This window comes from Mycobacterium montefiorense, assembly GCF_025823255.1.
Lineage (GTDB): Bacteria > Actinomycetota > Actinomycetes > Mycobacteriales > Mycobacteriaceae > Mycobacterium > Mycobacterium montefiorense.
Map to the genome: position 1 here is coordinate 121,924 of NZ_JACKVL010000013.1, position 16,302 is coordinate 138,225.

Consider the following 16,302-nt stretch of genomic DNA (forward strand, 5'->3'; position numbering starts at 1 on the left):
CCGCTAAGCACCAAGGGGGTGACGAGAGCTCCGATGAAACCGCCCACCTTGCCCAGACACGACGACAGCCCGTGTCCAGGACGACAGCCCGTGTCCAGTACTGCGCACTGTGGTGGGATAGCACTCCGCGCCGAGCAGTATCAGCCCATAGTTCGGCCCGAAAGTGGTACCGAATAGCGACAGTCCGAACACCGCCGCGAACAGTGTGACTGTTTGGGTCAGCCCCGGAATGGCTGTGATGAGCAGCATCGACACCGCGCACAACACCAACCCGCAGATTTGCAGAGTGGTGCGGCGCATCCGGTCCACCACGGCCAACCCTGCGAGCGCACCGCCTAGTCCAAAGCAGATCATCAGCACGGCGTTGATCGCCACATTGGTGATGGTCTCAGTGGACGGCGAGATGCTCTTGATCAAAAGCGGTTGGCTCACCGCATTGCCGTAGGTGGCGATGTTGAAGAAGAACCAGCTGCCACCGGTCCCGATGAGTGTGATCACAAAGGTGCGGTTGGTCAGCATCTCGGAGAGCCGGACCCTTATCCGGGCCTTGCCGGTGGCGGCGACCGGTTGCGATGTCGCGGAGAACGCTGACAGGTCGCGTTCGGCGCGCTCGCGGTCCTGGGCGACCCGCAGCGTCCAACGCGGCGACTCCGGCATATGTCTGCGGTTCCACAGCACCAGGAGTGCAGGCAGCGCACCGAGACCCAGGATGAGCCGCCAGGCCAGATCATGCGGCGTTCCCACGGCCAGAATCAGCAGTGCCGCCAGATACGCGGCGACCTGACCGAGCGCAAAGAACAGGAAGGCGAAACCGACCAGCCGGCCCCGGTTGGAGCGGTTGGCGTACTCCGTGGTGATCACACTGGACGCCGGGTAGTCGCCGCCGATACCGATGCCGAGGACAAACCGTGCGACCAGCAACCAGGTGAAGTTCGGCGCGAACGCGGACAGCAGTGCACCCACCACCATGATGGCCGCCTCGAGGCCATACACCCTGCGCCGGCCGAGGAGATCGCCAAGCCTGCCGAACACAAACGCGCCGATGGCCACGGCTAGCAGGGCCGAGCTGGTCAGCAGCGCCACCTGTCCCGAGCTCAGCCCAAACTCCGGCTTGACCAGCAGGATGACGGTGCCAATGACGTTGAGGTCGTAAGCGTCAGTGAAAAAGCCGGCGCCCGCAGTCGCGGCAGCCTTGAAGTGGAACAAGCTCAGCGGGGCATTGTCGAGGGCTTTTTCGACCGGATCCGTTGGTGTCTGGGCGGCTGGCCTATTGGCATCCAGGGTCTGCGTCATCTACTTCTCCCTGATGGTGAGGAAGGATCAAATACCTCCTCAGTTTCGGGATCTATGCGACGGTCAAATCGAACGCCGTTGACGCGCGAATTAACAACTGGAGAATGTGCTTGCCCGTCTTCCGGATAAGTGAGGCACGTCTCAGGCGCAGGTCGCACCCGTATTTCTCGGCGAACGCGTAGCCGGATACACCGCTTTGCGTAACCGCGTCTTTTTCCGATGGCTACCCGCGGTGCGTACACCGGATGGCCGACGCCCGGATTGCGCCGGGTCAGCCGACGAATGGGGAGCGGTCAGGACATGAGACGCGTGCTATTTCTCGGGGATGTCGTCGGTCCCGCTGCGGTGGACCATGTCTGCGAGCGGATGCCCGCGCTGCGTTCGCAATACAACGTCGACTTGGTCGTGGTGAACGCGGAGAACGCGCAGCGCAGCGGACCGCACATCCGGACCGGGTTCGGGCTCAGCATCGAAGTGGCAGAGCGCCTGCTGGAGTCAGGCGTCGACGTAATCACCGGTGGAAACCATTCCTGGGACGGGGAGATGGCCGAGGTGGACAAGGTGCTCGCGCACCCCAAGGTGCTGCGTCCGTTCAACATGCCCGATGGCCTGCCGGGTTCCGGGGTGCTCCAATTGAGCGTCTCCGGAACGGATTTCACCGTGATCAACCTGATGAGCAGAACCGCCGTGGTCGAGCCGGACCCGCTGTTCGGCAGGTGGCTGACCGAACGACAACACGTGGCGCCGCCGTGGCCAGCGTGGCAGTCGATCGACCGTCGCGGCGCGGTGATCGTGGATTTCCATGGGTTGAGCATCAACGAAAAGCAATCGTTCGCCCACGCTGTCGACGGCACTGCCGCCGCGGTGCTGGGTACCCACACCCACGAGGCGACGCTGCCGCTGCATTTGTTGCCCGGGGGTACTGCTTTGGTCACCGATGTCGGAATGACCGGCGCCACCGGTGGTGTCATCGGTATCGATCCGCAGCATTGGGTGGCCAGGATGCGTGGAGAAGACCATGTCACATTGGCGCCCTACCGGCTGGCCTCAGGGCCGATGACGATGGGCGCGGTGCTGCTGGCCATCGACGGCACCCGGTGTACCGCGATGGAGCGGGTGCACTAACTACCGCCTAGCGGATCGGTATCTCGGTCCTTCCACGGTCACAAGAAGGTAACGCTTGGTTGCCAACGACCGAAAAGTAATACATGGCAACCGGCAACATGACGATGAAAGTCAAGGTTACCGCCGTGTTCGCGCTCGGCGCCTTGTTCGTCACGGCTCCCGCGACCGTTGATTTTGCTGCCCGCGCCGAGGGTCCGGGGACCGCCCTGTACAGCGGCGTCAGCCGGATTCGCGAGGCATGCGGGGTGATCGGCAACGACCCGCGGTTGACCGAAGCGGCGCAGCGGCACGCCGACGACATGCTGCGCAACGGTGTGAACGGTCATATTGGTTCGGACGGATCTTCACCGCAGGTGCGTATCACCGATGCGGGCTACCGGACCCCCTACAGCGGTGAGGTCGTCTTCTGGGGCACCGGATCCGCAGCGAATCCGGGCGAAGCGCTCGACTTGTGGATGCAGAGTCCTCCACACCGCGCGATCATCCTGAACTGCGCATACTCCGCGGCTGGCTTCGCGACCGCTTCAGACGGCAACAAGATGACTATCGTCGGCGACTTCGCCGCCTGACGCCATCACGCCGTAGTCTTCCCACGTGAACGCGATCGACCCGGACAAGCTCGACATTTGCCTACAGGTGCTGGCAGACATCGAGTCGTTGCCGCCCGAGCATCCTGATGCCATTACGGTGCGCAGGGCCACCGCCGGCATATTCAAGTCAGTCAAGAAGGCCCGCCGCAATGCCAAGCGCGACGAAATCGCGGCCGCCGACCGCGCTGTGGTCGCCGCTACCGCGACCGGCGCCCCCGGCCGCATCGACGACGAGACACAGGGCCTGCCGTTGGTATCCACGGCGGTGGGCGCCTCCGCGGGCACGTTGCGTCGGTCACGCGCCTGCTATATCTGCAAGAACCATTACACGGTGGTCGACGCCTTCTACCACCAGCTCTGCCCGGGCTGCGCCGCCCTCAACCGCGCCAAGCGCGACGCGCGCACCGACCTCACCGGTAGGCGCGCTCTGCTCACCGGTGGCCGCGCCAAGATCGGCATGTACATCGCACTGCGCCTGCTCCGCGACGGCGCCGACACGACCATCACCACCCGCTTTCCGAACGACGCTGTGCGCCGCTTTGCCACGATGCCCGATAGTGCCGACTGGCTGGATCGGCTACACGTCGTGGGCATCGATCTACGTGACCCGGCCCAGGCCGTCGCGCTCGCGGACACCGTGGCTGCGCAGGGCCCGCTGGACATCCTGATCAACAACGCCGCCCAGACGGTGCGCCGAGCCCCCGGTTCCTACGCGGCGCTCGTCGAGGCCGAGCGCACGCCGGCGCCGGAACTAGTCGACGTGATCACGTTCGACCGCGTCAGCGACGCCCATCCCAAGGCACTTGCCGGAAGTCTGGCAGAACACCAAACTCCGCACGCCATAACCGAATTGGCTCTCGCCGCTCGAAGCGCCTCGCCGGACCGGATCGCTGCGGGCATCGCAATCGACGCCGGTGGCCTGCTGCCTGACACCGCGCCCATCAACAGTTGGACCCAGCGCGTGCACGAGGTCGACCCGATGGAACTGCTCGAAGTTCAGCTCTGCAACCAGACCGCGCCATTCATTCTGGTGAGCCGGCTGCGCCCGGTGCTGGCCGCTTCACCCGCCCGCCGCAAGTACGTCGTGAACGTGTCCGCGATGGAGGGGCAGTTCAGTCGCCAATACAAGGGCCCGGGGCATCCGCACACCAACATGGCGAAGGCCGCACTGAACATGCTCACTCGCACCAGCGCCGGCGAGATGCTAGAGCAGGATCGCATCCTGATGACCGCCGTCGATACGGGCTGGATCACCGACGAGCGTCCACACCCGACCAAGTTGCGGCTTGCCGACGAGGGTTTTCATGCCCCGCTTGATCTCGTCGACGGCGCCGCCCGGGTGTATGACCCAATCGTGCGCGGGGAGTCCGGCGAAGATCTGCGCGGCTGCTTCCTCAAGGATTACTCGCCGAGCAATTGGTAGCTGCCTTCTCGTTGACAAAAGCTGCGGTGAAATCGCCGAGCCGATGGCGCAGCCGCCGCTAGCGGGAGAGCTGGAGGTAGCGATGGACGTGGGCGACCGCCATGCCGCCTTCGCCTACGGACGCCGCCACGCGCTTGACCGATCCGGAGCGAATATCGCCGACTGCGAAGATCCCCGGGGCGGTTGTCTCGAGAGCGAAGGGCTCGCGGTCGGCCTTCCATTGGCCCGCCTTCAACGCGTCGGTCCCGGTGAGGATGAACCCGTGCTGGTCGCGCGCGATCGCCGGGGGGAGCCAATCAGTCGTTGCTTCGGCACCGATGAGAACGAAGAGCACCCGCGCATCCCGTCGAGTTGTCGTGCCGGTCTCGCGATCGATGACCTCGATCGCCTCGAGTTGTTCGTCTCCGTGCACGGCGACAACCTCGGATCGCGTTTGAACCCGGACGTTCGCTTTTGTTGCGATCTGCTCGATGAGGTAGTGGGACATGCTCGCTGCGAGCGACTCTCCCCGGACCAGCAGCGTCACCGATCGCGCGTGATTGGAGAAGAAGATGGCGGCTTGCCCGGCCGAGTTGCCGGCGCCGATCAGATAGACATCGTTTCCCTGTGCCAGACCGGCGTCGCTGCGTGCCGCACCGTAGTAGACACCGGAGCCGACGAATCGATCGATCGAGTCGACATCGAGGCGTCGCCACTCCACGCCCATCGCGAGCACGATCGATTCCGTTCGCAGAACGTCGCCTCCGTCGAGCGTCACGGTCAGCTCGGCGGGGTCGATGCCTTCGACCCGACGGGTGACGACGATCTCGGCGCCCAGCCGCTTCGCCTGCTGCAGTGCCCGGCTCGCGAGCTCGTCACCGGCGACGCCGTATGGGAACCCCGTGTAGTTCTCGATCCGCGTCGAGGTACCGGCTTGTCCGCCAGGGGCGAAGGACTCGATTAACGCCGTTTGCAGGCCCTCGGAAGCGCTGTTGACCGCCACCGTCAGACCTGCCGGCCCGCCGCCCACGATCACGACGTCGTAGTGCGCCCGGCCGGGCGTGGCCGTTAGTCCAGCGACAGTGGCAACGGCACGCATCGTCGGGTTGATCAGCCGGGTGCCGTCGCGCACCACCACCACCGGATAGCCGGTGGTTTCGCCTGCGATGAAGGCGTGAGCTGCAGGATCGTCCGGGTCCAGGCGTTCATAAGGAATCTGATTGCGATGCAGGAAGCTGTCGCAGCTGTGCACGCCCGGGTCGACGCGCGGGCCGATCACGAACATTGCTGGCTCGCGTGGGTGCCCATTCGCGTTTTTGAGCATCTCGATGCGTTCCAACGCGGCCGCACCGACCGCTTCGGAGATCTGGGGGGCCATGGCGGCGAGCGTGTGGAACACCTCGACCGTCAGTTTTAGTACGCGCGATGGTTCGACGGCTCGCATGCTGGCGGGCAACGGGGTACCGAGCGTCATCGGGATCTCGCCTCCGACTTCGCCCGGAAGTCGGACGCCAATCACCTGCTCGACTCCGTTAACCAATTTCGTCAGCTCGGCCTTGCCTTCGACCATGATCGCCAGGGATCGGCCTTCGCCCTCATGGCCTACGTACTCGCCGGGGATGAGGTGGATGTCCTCGACGGTGCCAGCAAGGTACTCGAGTTCTTTTTCTCCGAGCGTCGAGAAGAGCGGGATCGTGGCCAGCTCCTCGATAGTGAACATGATTGCCTACCAAGAACTTTCGGGGAGCCGCTGGTTCACAGAAGCGGCTTCGCATTCGGTGTCGAATCTTCGATGCGGTAATCGTCCGCCACGTACTCACGGCGGCACATGAGGCATCCGCCCCAAAGTTGGGGATCGAGCTCGGTTGGCGCACGTTCAGCTCGTGTATCGATTTCGATTCCCGGCAGCTCCACGAAAACGTTGTTGCCGCTGTCGCCAACGCAGCCAAATAACGCATTACCAATGCGAGTCAGTTTCGACGTCATCTTCGACTCCTTCAGCTGAAGGTCCGTCGAGCTGATTCGAGGACGACGAAACTTTCCCGAGCCAGCGTCGATGTGCTGGCTCGGGAAAGTGTGTGACGTCGCCGCTACTCCGCTTGGTCAGGCTGGCGGCGGTGGCGGACCGCCTGGAATTGCCCCGTCGCAGCCGCCAGGTGGGGGCGGGGCCGGGAAAGGTTCGTCGCCGCTGACGCAGTCGAAGTGGTACGTGTAACTGTCTTCCCACTGATGCCAGTACGACCCGTCGGCGTACTTTGTGCCGTCGCAGATATATCCCCACATTCGCGCACCTTCGCACCAGTTCCGCGTGATGTTGGGCAGATGCGGGTCTGGTGGGCTAGCGGTAGCAACGCCGGCGGACAACACAGTCGCCGCAGCACAGCCCAGCAGCGCAGCACCGATTCGACTAAATTTCGACTTCATTTCGACTCCTATTCAAAGTGTGTGGATCGGGGTCAGGCGGGCGGAATCGCCCCGTCGCAGCCACCAGGCGGGGGGAGGGCGGGGAAAGGCTCATTGCCGCTGACGCAGTCGAAGTGCCAAATACGAGGACCCTCGCCGTACTCGCCGGTCGACTGGGACCACTGATGCCAGAACGATCCGTCGGGATACTTGGTGCCGTCGCAGACATTTCCCATAAATCGCTGGCCCTCGCAGTAGTTCGACGGGAGGTCCGGCTGGTGTGGGTCTGGCGGATCGGCGTTGGCGACGCCAGCGGAAAACATAATCGTCGCAGTACAGCCCAGTAGGGCAGCGCTGACGCGAGCGAGTTTCGACTTCATTTCGACTCCTATTTCAGAACTTGTGGATGAGCCTCGGGCAACGCAGCGTGAGCGGTCGGACGTCTGGTTGCTTTGCGGCAATCCTTACTATAGCTAACAATATATATTGCAGCGTAAAACATATACAACTTACTAACAAATATGCGGTTGGTGAGTTACGGCACAGGCGACGAAGGGCTCGGCGCGTTGCTCGCCCACTCCTTAGGGATTGGGACCCGTCGCGGGCGCCCTTTTGAACGCCGGGCTGCTTTGAGCTGAAGCCCAATGCGTCAGTTGCGCAACGTCTTTCCCGTTGGAGCAGGGACCCAGCTGTCCAACGCCTTACGCCCAATCAATTGACAGCGGTGCGTGTAGGCCAATTGCTTTGCAGCAGAGGTGAACTCCTGGTTGCTCACCACGATGCTGCGCGTGCACCCGTGATGACGCGCACCCGCTACCACCTGCTGAACCGCTGCGACGCCGACCGCTTTACCGTGTCGTTTGCACTGGACGGCCGCATACTGACCATCTTTTTGAGCGATAAGATCGACGCCGTAGTCGCCGACGGCAGGGGTGAAGCTGACCTCCCAGCCCGCGCGCTGCATACGTGCGGCGACGTAGTCCTCGAACTCCACGCCGTCCATTGCGTCGATCTCCCCGATGCCCGCGTTGGCCCGCAGCCGCCGCGACCGACGGTAGGCCGGCTGTATCAACGCGGCGAAAAGTAGGCCACAACATGCCCCGGCTAGGCCTAGCGAGACGCGGTGCCCCAGGAAGCCAAGCAGAAGCCCGAAGTAAATCGGGAGAAAGACGAATGCCGTCTTCATGTCGAAGACACCGTATGCATGCGCCGATGATAGGGATCAGCAGCGACAAGGTCGTGAATATGGGGCCTGCTTGTCGTCATGCTCGTCGCCGCAAGCCCGAGCGCTTGAGGTGAAGGGCGCCGTCTGGCAATTCTGGCTAAGCTTCACCGCGCAGCGCCGGCGAAGCAATGGGGGGGCATCGTGGCTGATGAGTTCGATGTAGATGTCGTCGCGCTACACCTCGGTAGCAACCATGTGCTCAATGGCATTGGTGACGCCGCCATCGACTTCGTCGGTCATGAAGACGGGCTGGCCGACGCTGTGCCGGGTTGGGTCGGGTCCTCGCAGCTGGCGTTGGGCGAGCTCGCGGCCCGTTGGGAGGCCCGGCACAACCAACACAAAGTCCGGGTGGGCGGTTTGGGTACGCATGTCGCCGAGGCCATGGTCGGTTATTCCACGAACGAAGACCGTTCGGCCAGTGCTCTCAGGTCGGTGCGGGAATAGGGGTAGCGGGTGGGTTCGCTGACTCCGGCAGACGTCAAACGCTGGGATCTCAACGCGATTCACGCGGTGTTCCAGACGGCCACCGGACGCGCTAATACCTTGCAGCGCTTGGGCGACAGCCTGCAACAGGCAAACAACGTGCTTGCCGAGTGGCAAGGTGAGGCGGGTGACGCTTTTCGCGTCGACGTCGGCTTGATTCGCCGCGACATCGAGGCGGACGGCGCGGAATCTCGGCAGGTAGCGGCGGCGGTCTCGCGCGCCGAGGCGGATGTGAGCGCCTGCAAGCGCGAGCTGGATGACATAGAACAGGCCGCCCAGGCTAACGGCTGGGCCATCACGCCGGACTGGCGAATCGACATCGGCCCCAAGGGGATTCCACCGAATCGAATCGACCTCGCCAACAAACTGCAGACTTTGCAGGGCGAACTCAACGCCTGCAAGGTCCGTGCCCACACCGCCGACCACGAGCTTGCCACCGCGATCGGCGCCGCCGTCGGCGCAGTCTCGCTGGATGCCGCTGGATCGGCGCCAGATGGTGCCCCAGCGCCACAAGGGCCGCCGAACCCTGGCCCGGGAGGCAAGCCGAAGACGTGGCAAGAGATGTTGCTGCCCCCTGGCGCCGCGGACGCTTCACCTGGCGGTGCCCCGCCGAAGGATCCGTCGGTGCCTGCGGGCCAGCCGCGTTCGTTGGAAGACATGCTGTTGCCCGAGGGCGCCGTTGCGCCCCCTGCGCCGAGCCCGGCGGAGATGGAAAGCGCCAAGGCTTTGCTACGCAAAGTGATGCTCGGTGACGGCGTCCCGCCGGATCAGATCGAAGCGCGCGTGAACGAGATGGTGGCCGGTGCTCAGCAGTGGATCGACCAGGGAGGAATTCCTCCTTACCGTCCGCCCGAACCTAAGCCCTTGCCGCCGCCGGGATTCGGCGAAGGTTTCGGTGATCGTTGGCGTGCAACTGAAGAGAGCATCCATAACCTTCTCGGGGTAGGACAAGGCGGGGCGCCGGGCGCGCTGCAGGCGTGGAAGCAAATGCTCGAGGGCACGCTCGAGACGGTCCAAAACCCGGCGGCCGCCGCGGCGGGCGAAGTCAAAAACATGTTGGACTCGCCCAGCGCGGCCTACTACCTGGGCGGTAAAGTCTCCGATGGCGCGTTCGCCTTGCCCGGAATGCTCTTCGGGCCGGAAGTTGCCGGCGTTTCACGCGCAGCCGAACTGGCAGACCTCGACGCCGCCGCCGGACTGCCACACGATATGCCTGGCGGGCACCCGTCGGTAGGTGCTGGTGATCACTTGCCTACTGGCATTAGTGATCACCACATCCCTGCGGCGGGGGACCACACCGTCCCGGATGGGAACCACAGTCTTGGCGGCTACCCCATGGACGCGGCGGGTCACTACCTACCCGGCAGCTTGCCGTCATATGAACAGCTTCAAGGAATCACGTCGACAGCGCCGAATAGCGCATACTACTGGTCGGGCCGAACCGCCGATGGAATCGGAGTTGGCCCCGATGGCTCAGGAGTAGCGGAACTTATTGCTCACGGATCTGGGGGCAATACTTTGGAAATGACGCTTGCGGAGAACGGCGTAGATCCGCTCCCAGTCTGGAATCGCCATGATCCGGTATCGGTCAAGTTCTGGGAGGATGCTTCGGCGGCTTACGCGGGAAGCGCACGCGGTGAAGTTACCGCAATCGTGGGCAGCAATTTGCGTCCAGGCAACATTTGGCAATCTGTTGAGATACCTCGCTTGATGGAAAATCCAAATGTGACTCGCATTGTGCAGATAGATCCCGATGACGGTCATTCAACCATAATATTTGAGAGAGGTAAGTGAGGTTCCACTACGTGACATCCGGAAATAGCTTTAATACAAGTGATGCCATTGTGCTATACCTGAGGCGCTATCCGGGAAAGAACGAAGAAGAGTTCAACTTATACTATGGCTCCGCGAGGGAATACGCGCATGAGCAGGTGCAGTTACTGCTCAAAGAGGCGATGCGGATCGAGCCTGACTGGAATCGCCTTACTCTAAATGAAGCCGGCGATTACATCGAATCTGTGATGCGGGAAAGGCATCCAGATCTCACATCGGAAGCGCTGGAAGCAATCGGTAACTATTACACCTTCCTGATGCGCTGAGGCCTGGGGCGGTAGGCGAAAGGGTTCCGTTGTGTTCTTCCGTTCGGTTGACAATCGAGAATGTGGCACTACTTCAACGACTTGCAGATCAATCCAAACTGGCGCTGGAAGAGATGGTGCAGAAGCTTCGGGGAGAGCGCGTAAATCTCGAAGCTACCCCACGAGTCATCCCGATACTGCGTCCCGCCCGGGTCCTCCCCAGCGACGAGCCACGTGCTAGCCGCAGTGTGGCTAGTGTGACGACGGCAGACCGGCGGTTGGCCCGTCGCAGGAATTTGCGTTGCACTCGCGGGCGTTGGTTGTCGGCAGACTACAGATCAACGGCGGCAGATAGGGAAGAGCATGAAATTCGGGATCGCGACGTTCGTCAACGACCACACCATCGACACGGTATCGCTGGCACGAGCGATCGAAGAGCGGGGTTTCGCATCGCTGGTCATCGCCGAACACACCCACATTCCGGCGAGTCGGGAGTCCGCCTATCCAATGGGTGGCGAGCTGCCGTCGATCTACTACCGCACCCTCGACCCCTTCGTGACGCTGGCCGCGGCGGCAGCGGTGACCTCATCCATCGAGTTGTTCACCGGGATCGCCCTGCTGATCGAGCGCGATCCGATCATCACCGCGAAAGAGGCTGCCAGCATCGACCTGATCTCCGGTGGCCGCTTCGTGTTCGGCGTGGGCGCCGGCTGGAACATCGAGGAATTGCGCAATCACGGCACCGATCCGAAGACGCGCGGCGCGCTGCTCGACGAACGCATCGAGGCCATCAAGGCGCTATGGACCACCGAGCCGGCTGAGTACCACGGCAAGTACGTCGACTTCGACCCTGCCTACCTTCGCCCCAAGCCGGTTCAAAAACCGCACCCGCCGATCTTCATCGGCGGCGATTCGGATGCCACCGTCAAACGGGTGATTCGCCACGACGCCGGGTGGATATCCAACCCGCTCCCGGTTGAGCGGCTCACCAAACGCGTTGATCAACTGCGTGAGGGCAGCGGACGCGATGTTCCACTGGCAATGTTCGGCACGCCGGCCGACCCCGGCTATTGGGACGCTGCCCGGGACTTGGGTTTCAGTCGACTCGCACTGATGCTGCCCACCAAGCCGCTGGACGAATCGCTTCGGTTGCTCGATGAGTACGCCGCAAAGGTAGGCAGCTACTCCGATTGAGGTGGTTCGACCCGTTCGATCGTGGCGGACGCTGAAACTGCGATCCCAATAACCCGTCGGCAGGCCTGGCCGATGGCCTTTGGGCCGTCCCAAAAACCTTCGACAGGACAGCGTCGTCGATCTGTAGGAGGATGGTCTGATGCGGGGAATTCTTCTTTTGCTTGCAAGCTTTACTGCAGTAGTTGCCCTGGCCGTGCCGGCTCAGGCCGACCCCAGCCCGGATGCGAAATTTCTGGCCGCGCTGACCAAAGCCGGCATCACCTATCAGACCCCGAGCGTCGCGATCAGCGTCGGCAAGAGGGAATGCGCGCTGATGGACCAGGGCATGCCCGAGGGGGACGTCATCAGGACGGTGTCGGAGAGCAACCCGGCATTCAAGGGGAACGCCGCCGTCGAGTTCACGACGATCGCAGAAGACGCCTACTGCCCTCAGCACGAAGGCGAATCAGCTGCCCAGCCGGCACCACCTCCTGCATAGCTGAAGCCGATAGCCCTGTGCGGCAAACTATTTCGTAACTTATTGCTGGGTGCGGCTGACGTGGCCCGTCGGCCGCGTCCGCAATTGCGCTGGTAGGCTTTTGAATCCGTGCAAGGTCACCAACTCGAGTGGTTCGGGCTGCTCGCGCAGGCTCAAGCCAGGGAACCGTTCGAATAAGGTGCGAAGGGCGATGACGCCCTCTATTCGCGCCAGGGCCGCGCCGAGACAACCGTGTATGCCGGAACCGAACGCCAAATGTTCTCGCGCGTTGGGTCTGGTGATGTCGAACCGCCCAGGGTCAGTAAAGACGCCTGGGTCGCGGTTCGCGCCGCCCATCAGCAGCACCAACATCGCGCCGGTGCGGATGTGTTCGCCAGCGATCTCAACGTCGCGGCGAGCGGTGCGTACGAGCATCTGCACGGGGCTTTCGAACCTTAAGATCTCTTCGATGGCAGCTGGCCAGAGTCCCGGATCATCGCGCAACAGCCCCAACTGCTGAGGATGTTTGAGCAGCAGAACGATCCCGTTGCCGATCAGGTTCACTGTCGTCTCGAACCCGGCGCCGACCAGAAGCGCTGCATTCGCAGCGAATTCGCGGTGGGTCAGCTCGCCGCCGGCGGCCACCCGGCTGAACGGATCGTCGCCCGAGTCAGCCGCACGCGCCCGTTCGATGAACTCGGCGGCGTAGTGGTCGACCTCGCGCAGATGCTCGATGGCGTGCCGAAACGTCTTCCAGTTGGTACCGAAATCCAGCAGCGGCGCCAAGCTGTAGCCCCATTCGCGCACTTGTGGGCGCGCATCGGTTGGTAGACCGAGGATCTCGGCGATGACGGCCACCGGTAGTTCCGTCGCGAAGTCGGCGACCAGATCGGGTTGCGGCTTCCGCTCCAAATCGTCGAGCAGTTGCGCGGTGATCTCTTCGACTCGAGTGTTGAGCCTGTCGATGGCCCGAGGTGTGAAGCTCTGCGCGAACAGGCGTCGATAACGGGTGTGATCGGGCGGATTCGTCATCACCATCGCCGGCCGCTCGACGGGATTGGGCAGGCCCGGATCACTTCGGGCGAGCAATGCCGGAATTGGCTGGGGGAGAGGCGCGTTGACGAGATTGGTGGCCCCGAACGCGCCGTCGCGCAGTACCGTCCGGCAGATTTCGTGGTCGGCGCTCACCCACACGAATGGCCGTTGTACCAGCCGCCCCTGAGTCCTGATGTCTTCGACGAGCCGATACATCTCGTCTCCGCCGGCACGGCCCAGCAACAACCGGGCCAACGGTTGTCCGCGGCGAGCCTGCACCGTCAAAAATGCGCGCGGCGCACCGTACCTCGCCACCCAGCGAGCCCAGATGCTCGTCCGCACAGCGATTCCCCTTCGGCGGCCGCGATGTCGTTTGCGGGAACATATCACCGGCGTCCGTCGTCCGCCGCTCGGGCTGGACCATGCCAGCTGGTCCAGGTTGGCCGGGGGCCAGGAATTTCCGGACTAATTCGGTTACTCAGTACGAGCCGACCAATAACGGACGCACGCACTTTCAGTGAGTGTCGCTCCAGCGATCCAGCGCCGGCTGTACGTCGAGGCAGAATGTCGCGACGGCGGCTCCCACGATCATGCCCGTCTGTCCGGCCGCATAGCCATTGCTCGCCACCGTCGGGTAGATGGTGTCCTGGTCGCGAAGTGGTCTATATCTTGGCGGGCACGTAGCTCGTCAGCCCGCCGTCGACAACGAACTCCGCTCCGGTGGCGTATGCCGACTCGTCGCTGACCAGGAACACCACAAAGGTGGAAACCTCGCCCGGCGCGGCACCGCGCCGCAACGGAATGGGTTGCATGAATTCTTCGGTGACGCCCTGGCTTAACGGGGTGTGCACCAGGCCCGGGTGGATGGAGTTGACCCGGATGTGGTGTTGGGCCAATTCCACAGCGGCCGATTTGGTAATGCCGCGCAGGCCGAACTTGGCGGCCACATAGCTATGCAGGTGGGCGCTTCCAGCCAATCCCTCTACCGACGAGATGTTGACGATCGATCCGCCGCCGGCGGCGATCATTGGTTCGATCGCCGCTCGCATACCCAGGTAGGCGCCGGTGAGATTGACATCGAGGACTCGCTGCCAGTCGGACAGCGAGGAGCCGCGCAACGAACCGAGCTTGACGATCCCGGCGTTGTTCACCAGCGCGTCCAATCGCCCGAAGCGGCTGACCGCCGCATCGACGGCCTGGTCCCACTGATCCGGGTCCGCCACGTCCAGATGGACGAAATGAGCTGATTTCCCGAGCTTTTCGGCGACTGCGTAGCCAACGTCGTCGAGGACGTCGGTGATCAGAACGCAGGCGCCCTCGGCCACCAGCGCATCCGCATGGGAAGCACCCATGCCGCGGGCACCGCCGGTGACCAGCACTACCTTGCCTTCAACGCGTCCCGCTCGTCCCATGGCGGGTTACCGTACACCCGATCGAACCGCGCAGCGGGTACCCTCCAACGCCATGGCGGGGACACGATGAGTGCAGGTCTCTTCGGGCTCCTCGACGACGTCGCGGTTCTGGCACGCCTGGCGGCGGCCAGCGGCCGCGCGACAGCCAAGGCGGCCGGCGTGATCATCGACGACACCGCCGTGACGCCGCAGTACGTGCACGGCATCGCCGCCGAGCGCGAGCTGCCGATTATCAGGCGGATCGCGATTGGATCCCTACGCAACAAGCTCTTGTTGATCCTGCCCGTCGCGATGTTGCTCAGTCAGTTCGCGCCCCGGCTGGTGACCCCGATCCTGATGCTCGGCGCCGTCTATTTGTGCTACGAAGGCGCGGAGAAGGTGTGGGGGAGTTTCCACGGTCATCACGCCCACGCAGCGCCGGCGGCCGAGAATGTCCTGGTGGCCGGGGCGGTCCGGACCGACTTGGTGCTGTCCGCCGAGATCATGGTGATCGCCCTGAATGAGGTCGCCGACCAGGTGTTCCTGCCGCGGTTGATCATCCTGATCGTGGTTGCCTTGATCCTCACCGTGGCGGTCTACGGCGTCGTGGCCGTCATCGTCAAAATGGACGACGTCGGCTTGCATCTCACGTCGACCGGATCCCGAATCGGCCAGCGACTCGGCCGGGGCTTGGTCGCGGCGATGCCCCGACTGCTTTCAGCGCTCTCGGCCACCGGGATGGTGGCGATGCTCTGGGTAGGCGGACACATCTTGCTCGACGGCGTCGATCACCTGGGTTGGCACGCACCGCGGGGCCTGGTTCACCACGGCGAGCATCAGGTTGGCCTTGCCGTCGATTCCGTTGGTGGCGCGCTGGCCTGGCTGCTCAATGCCGGGGTGTCCACGGCGATCGGGTTGATCGTCGGATTCGCTGGTTTCGCGGTCGTTCAGCTGCTGTCACGGGCCCGGCGAGGTCGTTAAGGCCCGCTACCGACCAGGTTGTTGTGCTGCGGGCAATAGGCGTGTACCGAGATGGTCACGTACGCCTCGGCGTCGCTGGCAAGTGCGGGGTTGCTCGTCCGGAAATCTGCGATTATCTGCTGCACCGTCATGCCCAGACGGATGTTCTCGCACACCATCTTGCCGTTGTAGATGGCGGCGTCGGGATTGGCGAAGGAGATTCCCCGGTCGTTGAGGGACTGAACGTACTTGTTGTCCTGATCCGGCGTCGACACGATCGATGACGGCGCAGCCGTCGATGCCGACCTGGGTGTCGTGGGGGCTGCCGTTGATGTCGGCGCCGCGGCCGGTGGGGGCGCCGCGACTTTCGGATGCGGGGTCAACAGCGAACGCCCCAAGACAATCGCGCCAGCGATCACGAGCCCGGCCGCGAGCAGAGCGGCGGCGGTGCGCCAGGTCGACCGCCACGATTGGCGCTGGTTCGCCTTTTCGGGCGGCGTCTCGACGTCGTCGTCGCGGGACCACGCCAGGCCGGCCGAGTTCGCCGAAGTGGCGGCCTCGGGCTCCGCGGAAGTGGGCGCGGCAGCTGTCTCGTCCCCGCCCAGCCCGGCAGTCTTGTCGGTAGCTGGTACCGGCTCGGACATGACGGCCATGGTAGCGGCCGCC

18 protein-coding genes are annotated in these 16,302 nt (G+C 63.6%); 9 read left to right on the forward strand and 9 right to left on the reverse strand.

Annotated features, from left to right (window positions below):
- Positions 1–3 precede the first annotated feature (3 nt).
- Complete coding sequence (locus tag H7K34_RS13980) at positions 4–1,293, reverse strand: MFS transporter (protein WP_264062602.1); 1,290 nt, start codon at positions 1,291–1,293, stop codon at positions 4–6.
- A 300-nt stretch (positions 1,294–1,593) separates the two neighbouring features.
- On the opposite strand from H7K34_RS13980, the gene H7K34_RS13985 reads away from it, so the two are divergent.
- The 3 genes from H7K34_RS13985 (at position 1,594) to H7K34_RS13995 (ending at position 4,431) form a co-directional block, all read left to right on the forward strand.
- A complete protein-coding gene (locus tag H7K34_RS13985) occupies positions 1,594–2,418 on the forward strand; it encodes a YmdB family metallophosphoesterase (RefSeq protein WP_264062603.1) in 825 nt (274 codons plus the stop codon).
- A 98-nt stretch (positions 2,419–2,516) separates the two neighbouring features.
- A complete protein-coding gene (locus H7K34_RS13990; RefSeq protein ID WP_201263428.1) occupies positions 2,517–2,987 on the forward strand; it encodes a CAP domain-containing protein in 471 nt (156 codons plus the stop codon).
- A 25-nt stretch (positions 2,988–3,012) separates the two neighbouring features.
- Positions 3,013–4,431 carry an SDR family NAD(P)-dependent oxidoreductase gene (locus H7K34_RS13995; RefSeq protein ID WP_264062604.1) on the forward strand — a complete coding sequence of 473 codons (1,419 nt, stop codon included), beginning with the start codon at positions 3,013–3,015 and terminating at the stop codon, positions 4,429–4,431.
- 58 nt (positions 4,432–4,489) lie between these two features.
- Here H7K34_RS13995 and H7K34_RS14000 read toward each other — a convergent pair whose 3' ends face one another.
- The 5 genes from H7K34_RS14000 to H7K34_RS14020 form a co-directional block, all read right to left on the reverse strand.
- Positions 4,490–6,130 carry an FAD-dependent oxidoreductase gene (locus tag H7K34_RS14000; protein ID WP_264062605.1) on the reverse strand — a complete coding sequence of 547 codons (1,641 nt, stop codon included), beginning with the start codon at positions 6,128–6,130 and terminating at the stop codon, positions 4,490–4,492.
- Between the two features lie 35 nt (positions 6,131–6,165).
- Positions 6,166–6,396 (reverse strand): hypothetical protein, encoded by a 231-nt coding sequence (locus H7K34_RS14005; protein ID WP_264062606.1) that lies wholly within the window; start codon positions 6,394–6,396, stop codon positions 6,166–6,168.
- 117 nt (positions 6,397–6,513) lie between these two features.
- Positions 6,514–6,834 (reverse strand): hypothetical protein, encoded by a 321-nt coding sequence (locus H7K34_RS14010; protein ID WP_264062607.1) that lies wholly within the window; start codon positions 6,832–6,834, stop codon positions 6,514–6,516.
- Positions 6,835–6,866: 32 nt separating this feature from the next.
- Positions 6,867–7,193 carry a hypothetical protein gene (locus H7K34_RS14015; RefSeq protein ID WP_264062609.1) on the reverse strand — a complete coding sequence of 109 codons (327 nt, stop codon included), beginning with the start codon at positions 7,191–7,193 and terminating at the stop codon, positions 6,867–6,869.
- 269 nt (positions 7,194–7,462) lie between these two features.
- Complete coding sequence (locus H7K34_RS14020) at positions 7,463–7,999, reverse strand: restriction endonuclease (protein WP_264062610.1); 537 nt, start codon at positions 7,997–7,999, stop codon at positions 7,463–7,465.
- Between the two features lie 180 nt (positions 8,000–8,179).
- Between H7K34_RS14020 and H7K34_RS14025 the strand changes: the two genes are divergently transcribed.
- The 5 genes from H7K34_RS14025 (at position 8,180) to H7K34_RS14045 (ending at position 12,271) form a co-directional block, all read left to right on the forward strand.
- On the forward strand, positions 8,180–8,482 hold the full coding sequence (locus tag H7K34_RS14025; protein ID WP_264062611.1) for an RNA 2'-phosphotransferase: 303 nt from the start codon (positions 8,180–8,182) through the stop codon (positions 8,480–8,482).
- Positions 8,483–8,491: 9 nt separating this feature from the next.
- Positions 8,492–10,315, forward strand: a complete 1,824-nt coding sequence (locus tag H7K34_RS14030; RefSeq protein ID WP_264062612.1) for a hypothetical protein — start codon at positions 8,492–8,494, stop codon at positions 10,313–10,315.
- 11 nt (positions 10,316–10,326) lie between these two features.
- On the forward strand, positions 10,327–10,620 hold the full coding sequence (locus H7K34_RS14035) for a hypothetical protein (RefSeq protein ID WP_264062613.1): 294 nt from the start codon (positions 10,327–10,329) through the stop codon (positions 10,618–10,620).
- Positions 10,621–10,962: 342 nt separating this feature from the next.
- Positions 10,963–11,793: an LLM class F420-dependent oxidoreductase gene (locus H7K34_RS14040; RefSeq protein ID WP_264062614.1), complete on the forward strand. Its 831-nt coding sequence runs from the start codon at positions 10,963–10,965 to the stop codon at positions 11,791–11,793.
- A 139-nt stretch (positions 11,794–11,932) separates the two neighbouring features.
- Complete coding sequence (locus H7K34_RS14045) at positions 11,933–12,271, forward strand: DUF732 domain-containing protein (RefSeq protein ID WP_108920792.1); 339 nt, start codon at positions 11,933–11,935, stop codon at positions 12,269–12,271.
- A gap of 39 nt (positions 12,272–12,310) precedes the next feature.
- Here H7K34_RS14045 and H7K34_RS14050 read toward each other — a convergent pair whose 3' ends face one another.
- The gene (locus H7K34_RS14050; RefSeq protein ID WP_264062615.1) at positions 12,311–13,627 is read right to left on the reverse strand and encodes a cytochrome P450; all 1,317 of its coding nucleotides are present in this window, start codon (positions 13,625–13,627) and stop codon (positions 12,311–12,313) included.
- Between the two features lie 320 nt (positions 13,628–13,947).
- Positions 13,948–14,697 (reverse strand): glucose 1-dehydrogenase, encoded by a 750-nt coding sequence (locus H7K34_RS14055; RefSeq protein ID WP_264062616.1) that lies wholly within the window; start codon positions 14,695–14,697, stop codon positions 13,948–13,950.
- Positions 14,698–14,763: 66 nt separating this feature from the next.
- On the opposite strand from H7K34_RS14055, the gene H7K34_RS14060 reads away from it, so the two are divergent.
- A complete protein-coding gene (locus H7K34_RS14060; RefSeq protein WP_264062617.1) occupies positions 14,764–15,657 on the forward strand; it encodes a DUF808 domain-containing protein in 894 nt (297 codons plus the stop codon).
- On the opposite strand, the gene H7K34_RS14065 is transcribed toward H7K34_RS14060, so the two are convergent.
- Positions 15,654–16,280, reverse strand: coding sequence for a DUF732 domain-containing protein (locus H7K34_RS14065; RefSeq protein WP_264062619.1), 627 nt, complete (start codon positions 16,278–16,280; stop codon positions 15,654–15,656). The genes H7K34_RS14060 and H7K34_RS14065 overlap by 4 nt on opposite strands.
- Between the last annotated feature and the right edge of the window lie 22 nt (positions 16,281–16,302).

Bases quoted from the DNA above. Each gene is read 5' to 3' on its own strand.
- H7K34_RS13980 (WP_264062602.1), bottom strand. From the start codon at position 1,293: ATGACGCAGACCCTGGATGCCAATAGGCCAGCCGCCCAGACACCAACG.
- H7K34_RS13985 (WP_264062603.1), top strand. From the start codon at position 1,594: ATGAGACGCGTGCTATTTCTCGGGGATGTCGTCGGTCCCGCTGCGGTG.
- H7K34_RS13990 (WP_201263428.1), top strand. From the start codon at position 2,517: ATGACGATGAAAGTCAAGGTTACCGCCGTGTTCGCGCTCGGCGCCTTG.
- H7K34_RS14000 (WP_264062605.1), bottom strand. From the start codon at position 6,130: ATGTTCACTATCGAGGAGCTGGCCACGATCCCGCTCTTCTCGACGCTC.
- H7K34_RS14005 (WP_264062606.1), bottom strand. From the start codon at position 6,396: ATGACGTCGAAACTGACTCGCATTGGTAATGCGTTATTTGGCTGCGTT.
- H7K34_RS14010 (WP_264062607.1), bottom strand. From the start codon at position 6,834: ATGAAGTCGAAATTTAGTCGAATCGGTGCTGCGCTGCTGGGCTGTGCT.
- H7K34_RS14015 (WP_264062609.1), bottom strand. From the start codon at position 7,193: ATGAAGTCGAAACTCGCTCGCGTCAGCGCTGCCCTACTGGGCTGTACT.
- H7K34_RS14020 (WP_264062610.1), bottom strand. From the start codon at position 7,999: ATGAAGACGGCATTCGTCTTTCTCCCGATTTACTTCGGGCTTCTGCTT.
- H7K34_RS14040 (WP_264062614.1), top strand. From the start codon at position 10,963: ATGAAATTCGGGATCGCGACGTTCGTCAACGACCACACCATCGACACG.
- H7K34_RS14045 (WP_108920792.1), top strand. From the start codon at position 11,933: ATGCGGGGAATTCTTCTTTTGCTTGCAAGCTTTACTGCAGTAGTTGCC.
- H7K34_RS14055 (WP_264062616.1), bottom strand. From the start codon at position 14,697: ATGGGACGAGCGGGACGCGTTGAAGGCAAGGTAGTGCTGGTCACCGGC.
- H7K34_RS14060 (WP_264062617.1), top strand. From the start codon at position 14,764: ATGAGTGCAGGTCTCTTCGGGCTCCTCGACGACGTCGCGGTTCTGGCA.
- H7K34_RS14065 (WP_264062619.1), bottom strand. From the start codon at position 16,280: ATGTCCGAGCCGGTACCAGCTACCGACAAGACTGCCGGGCTGGGCGGG.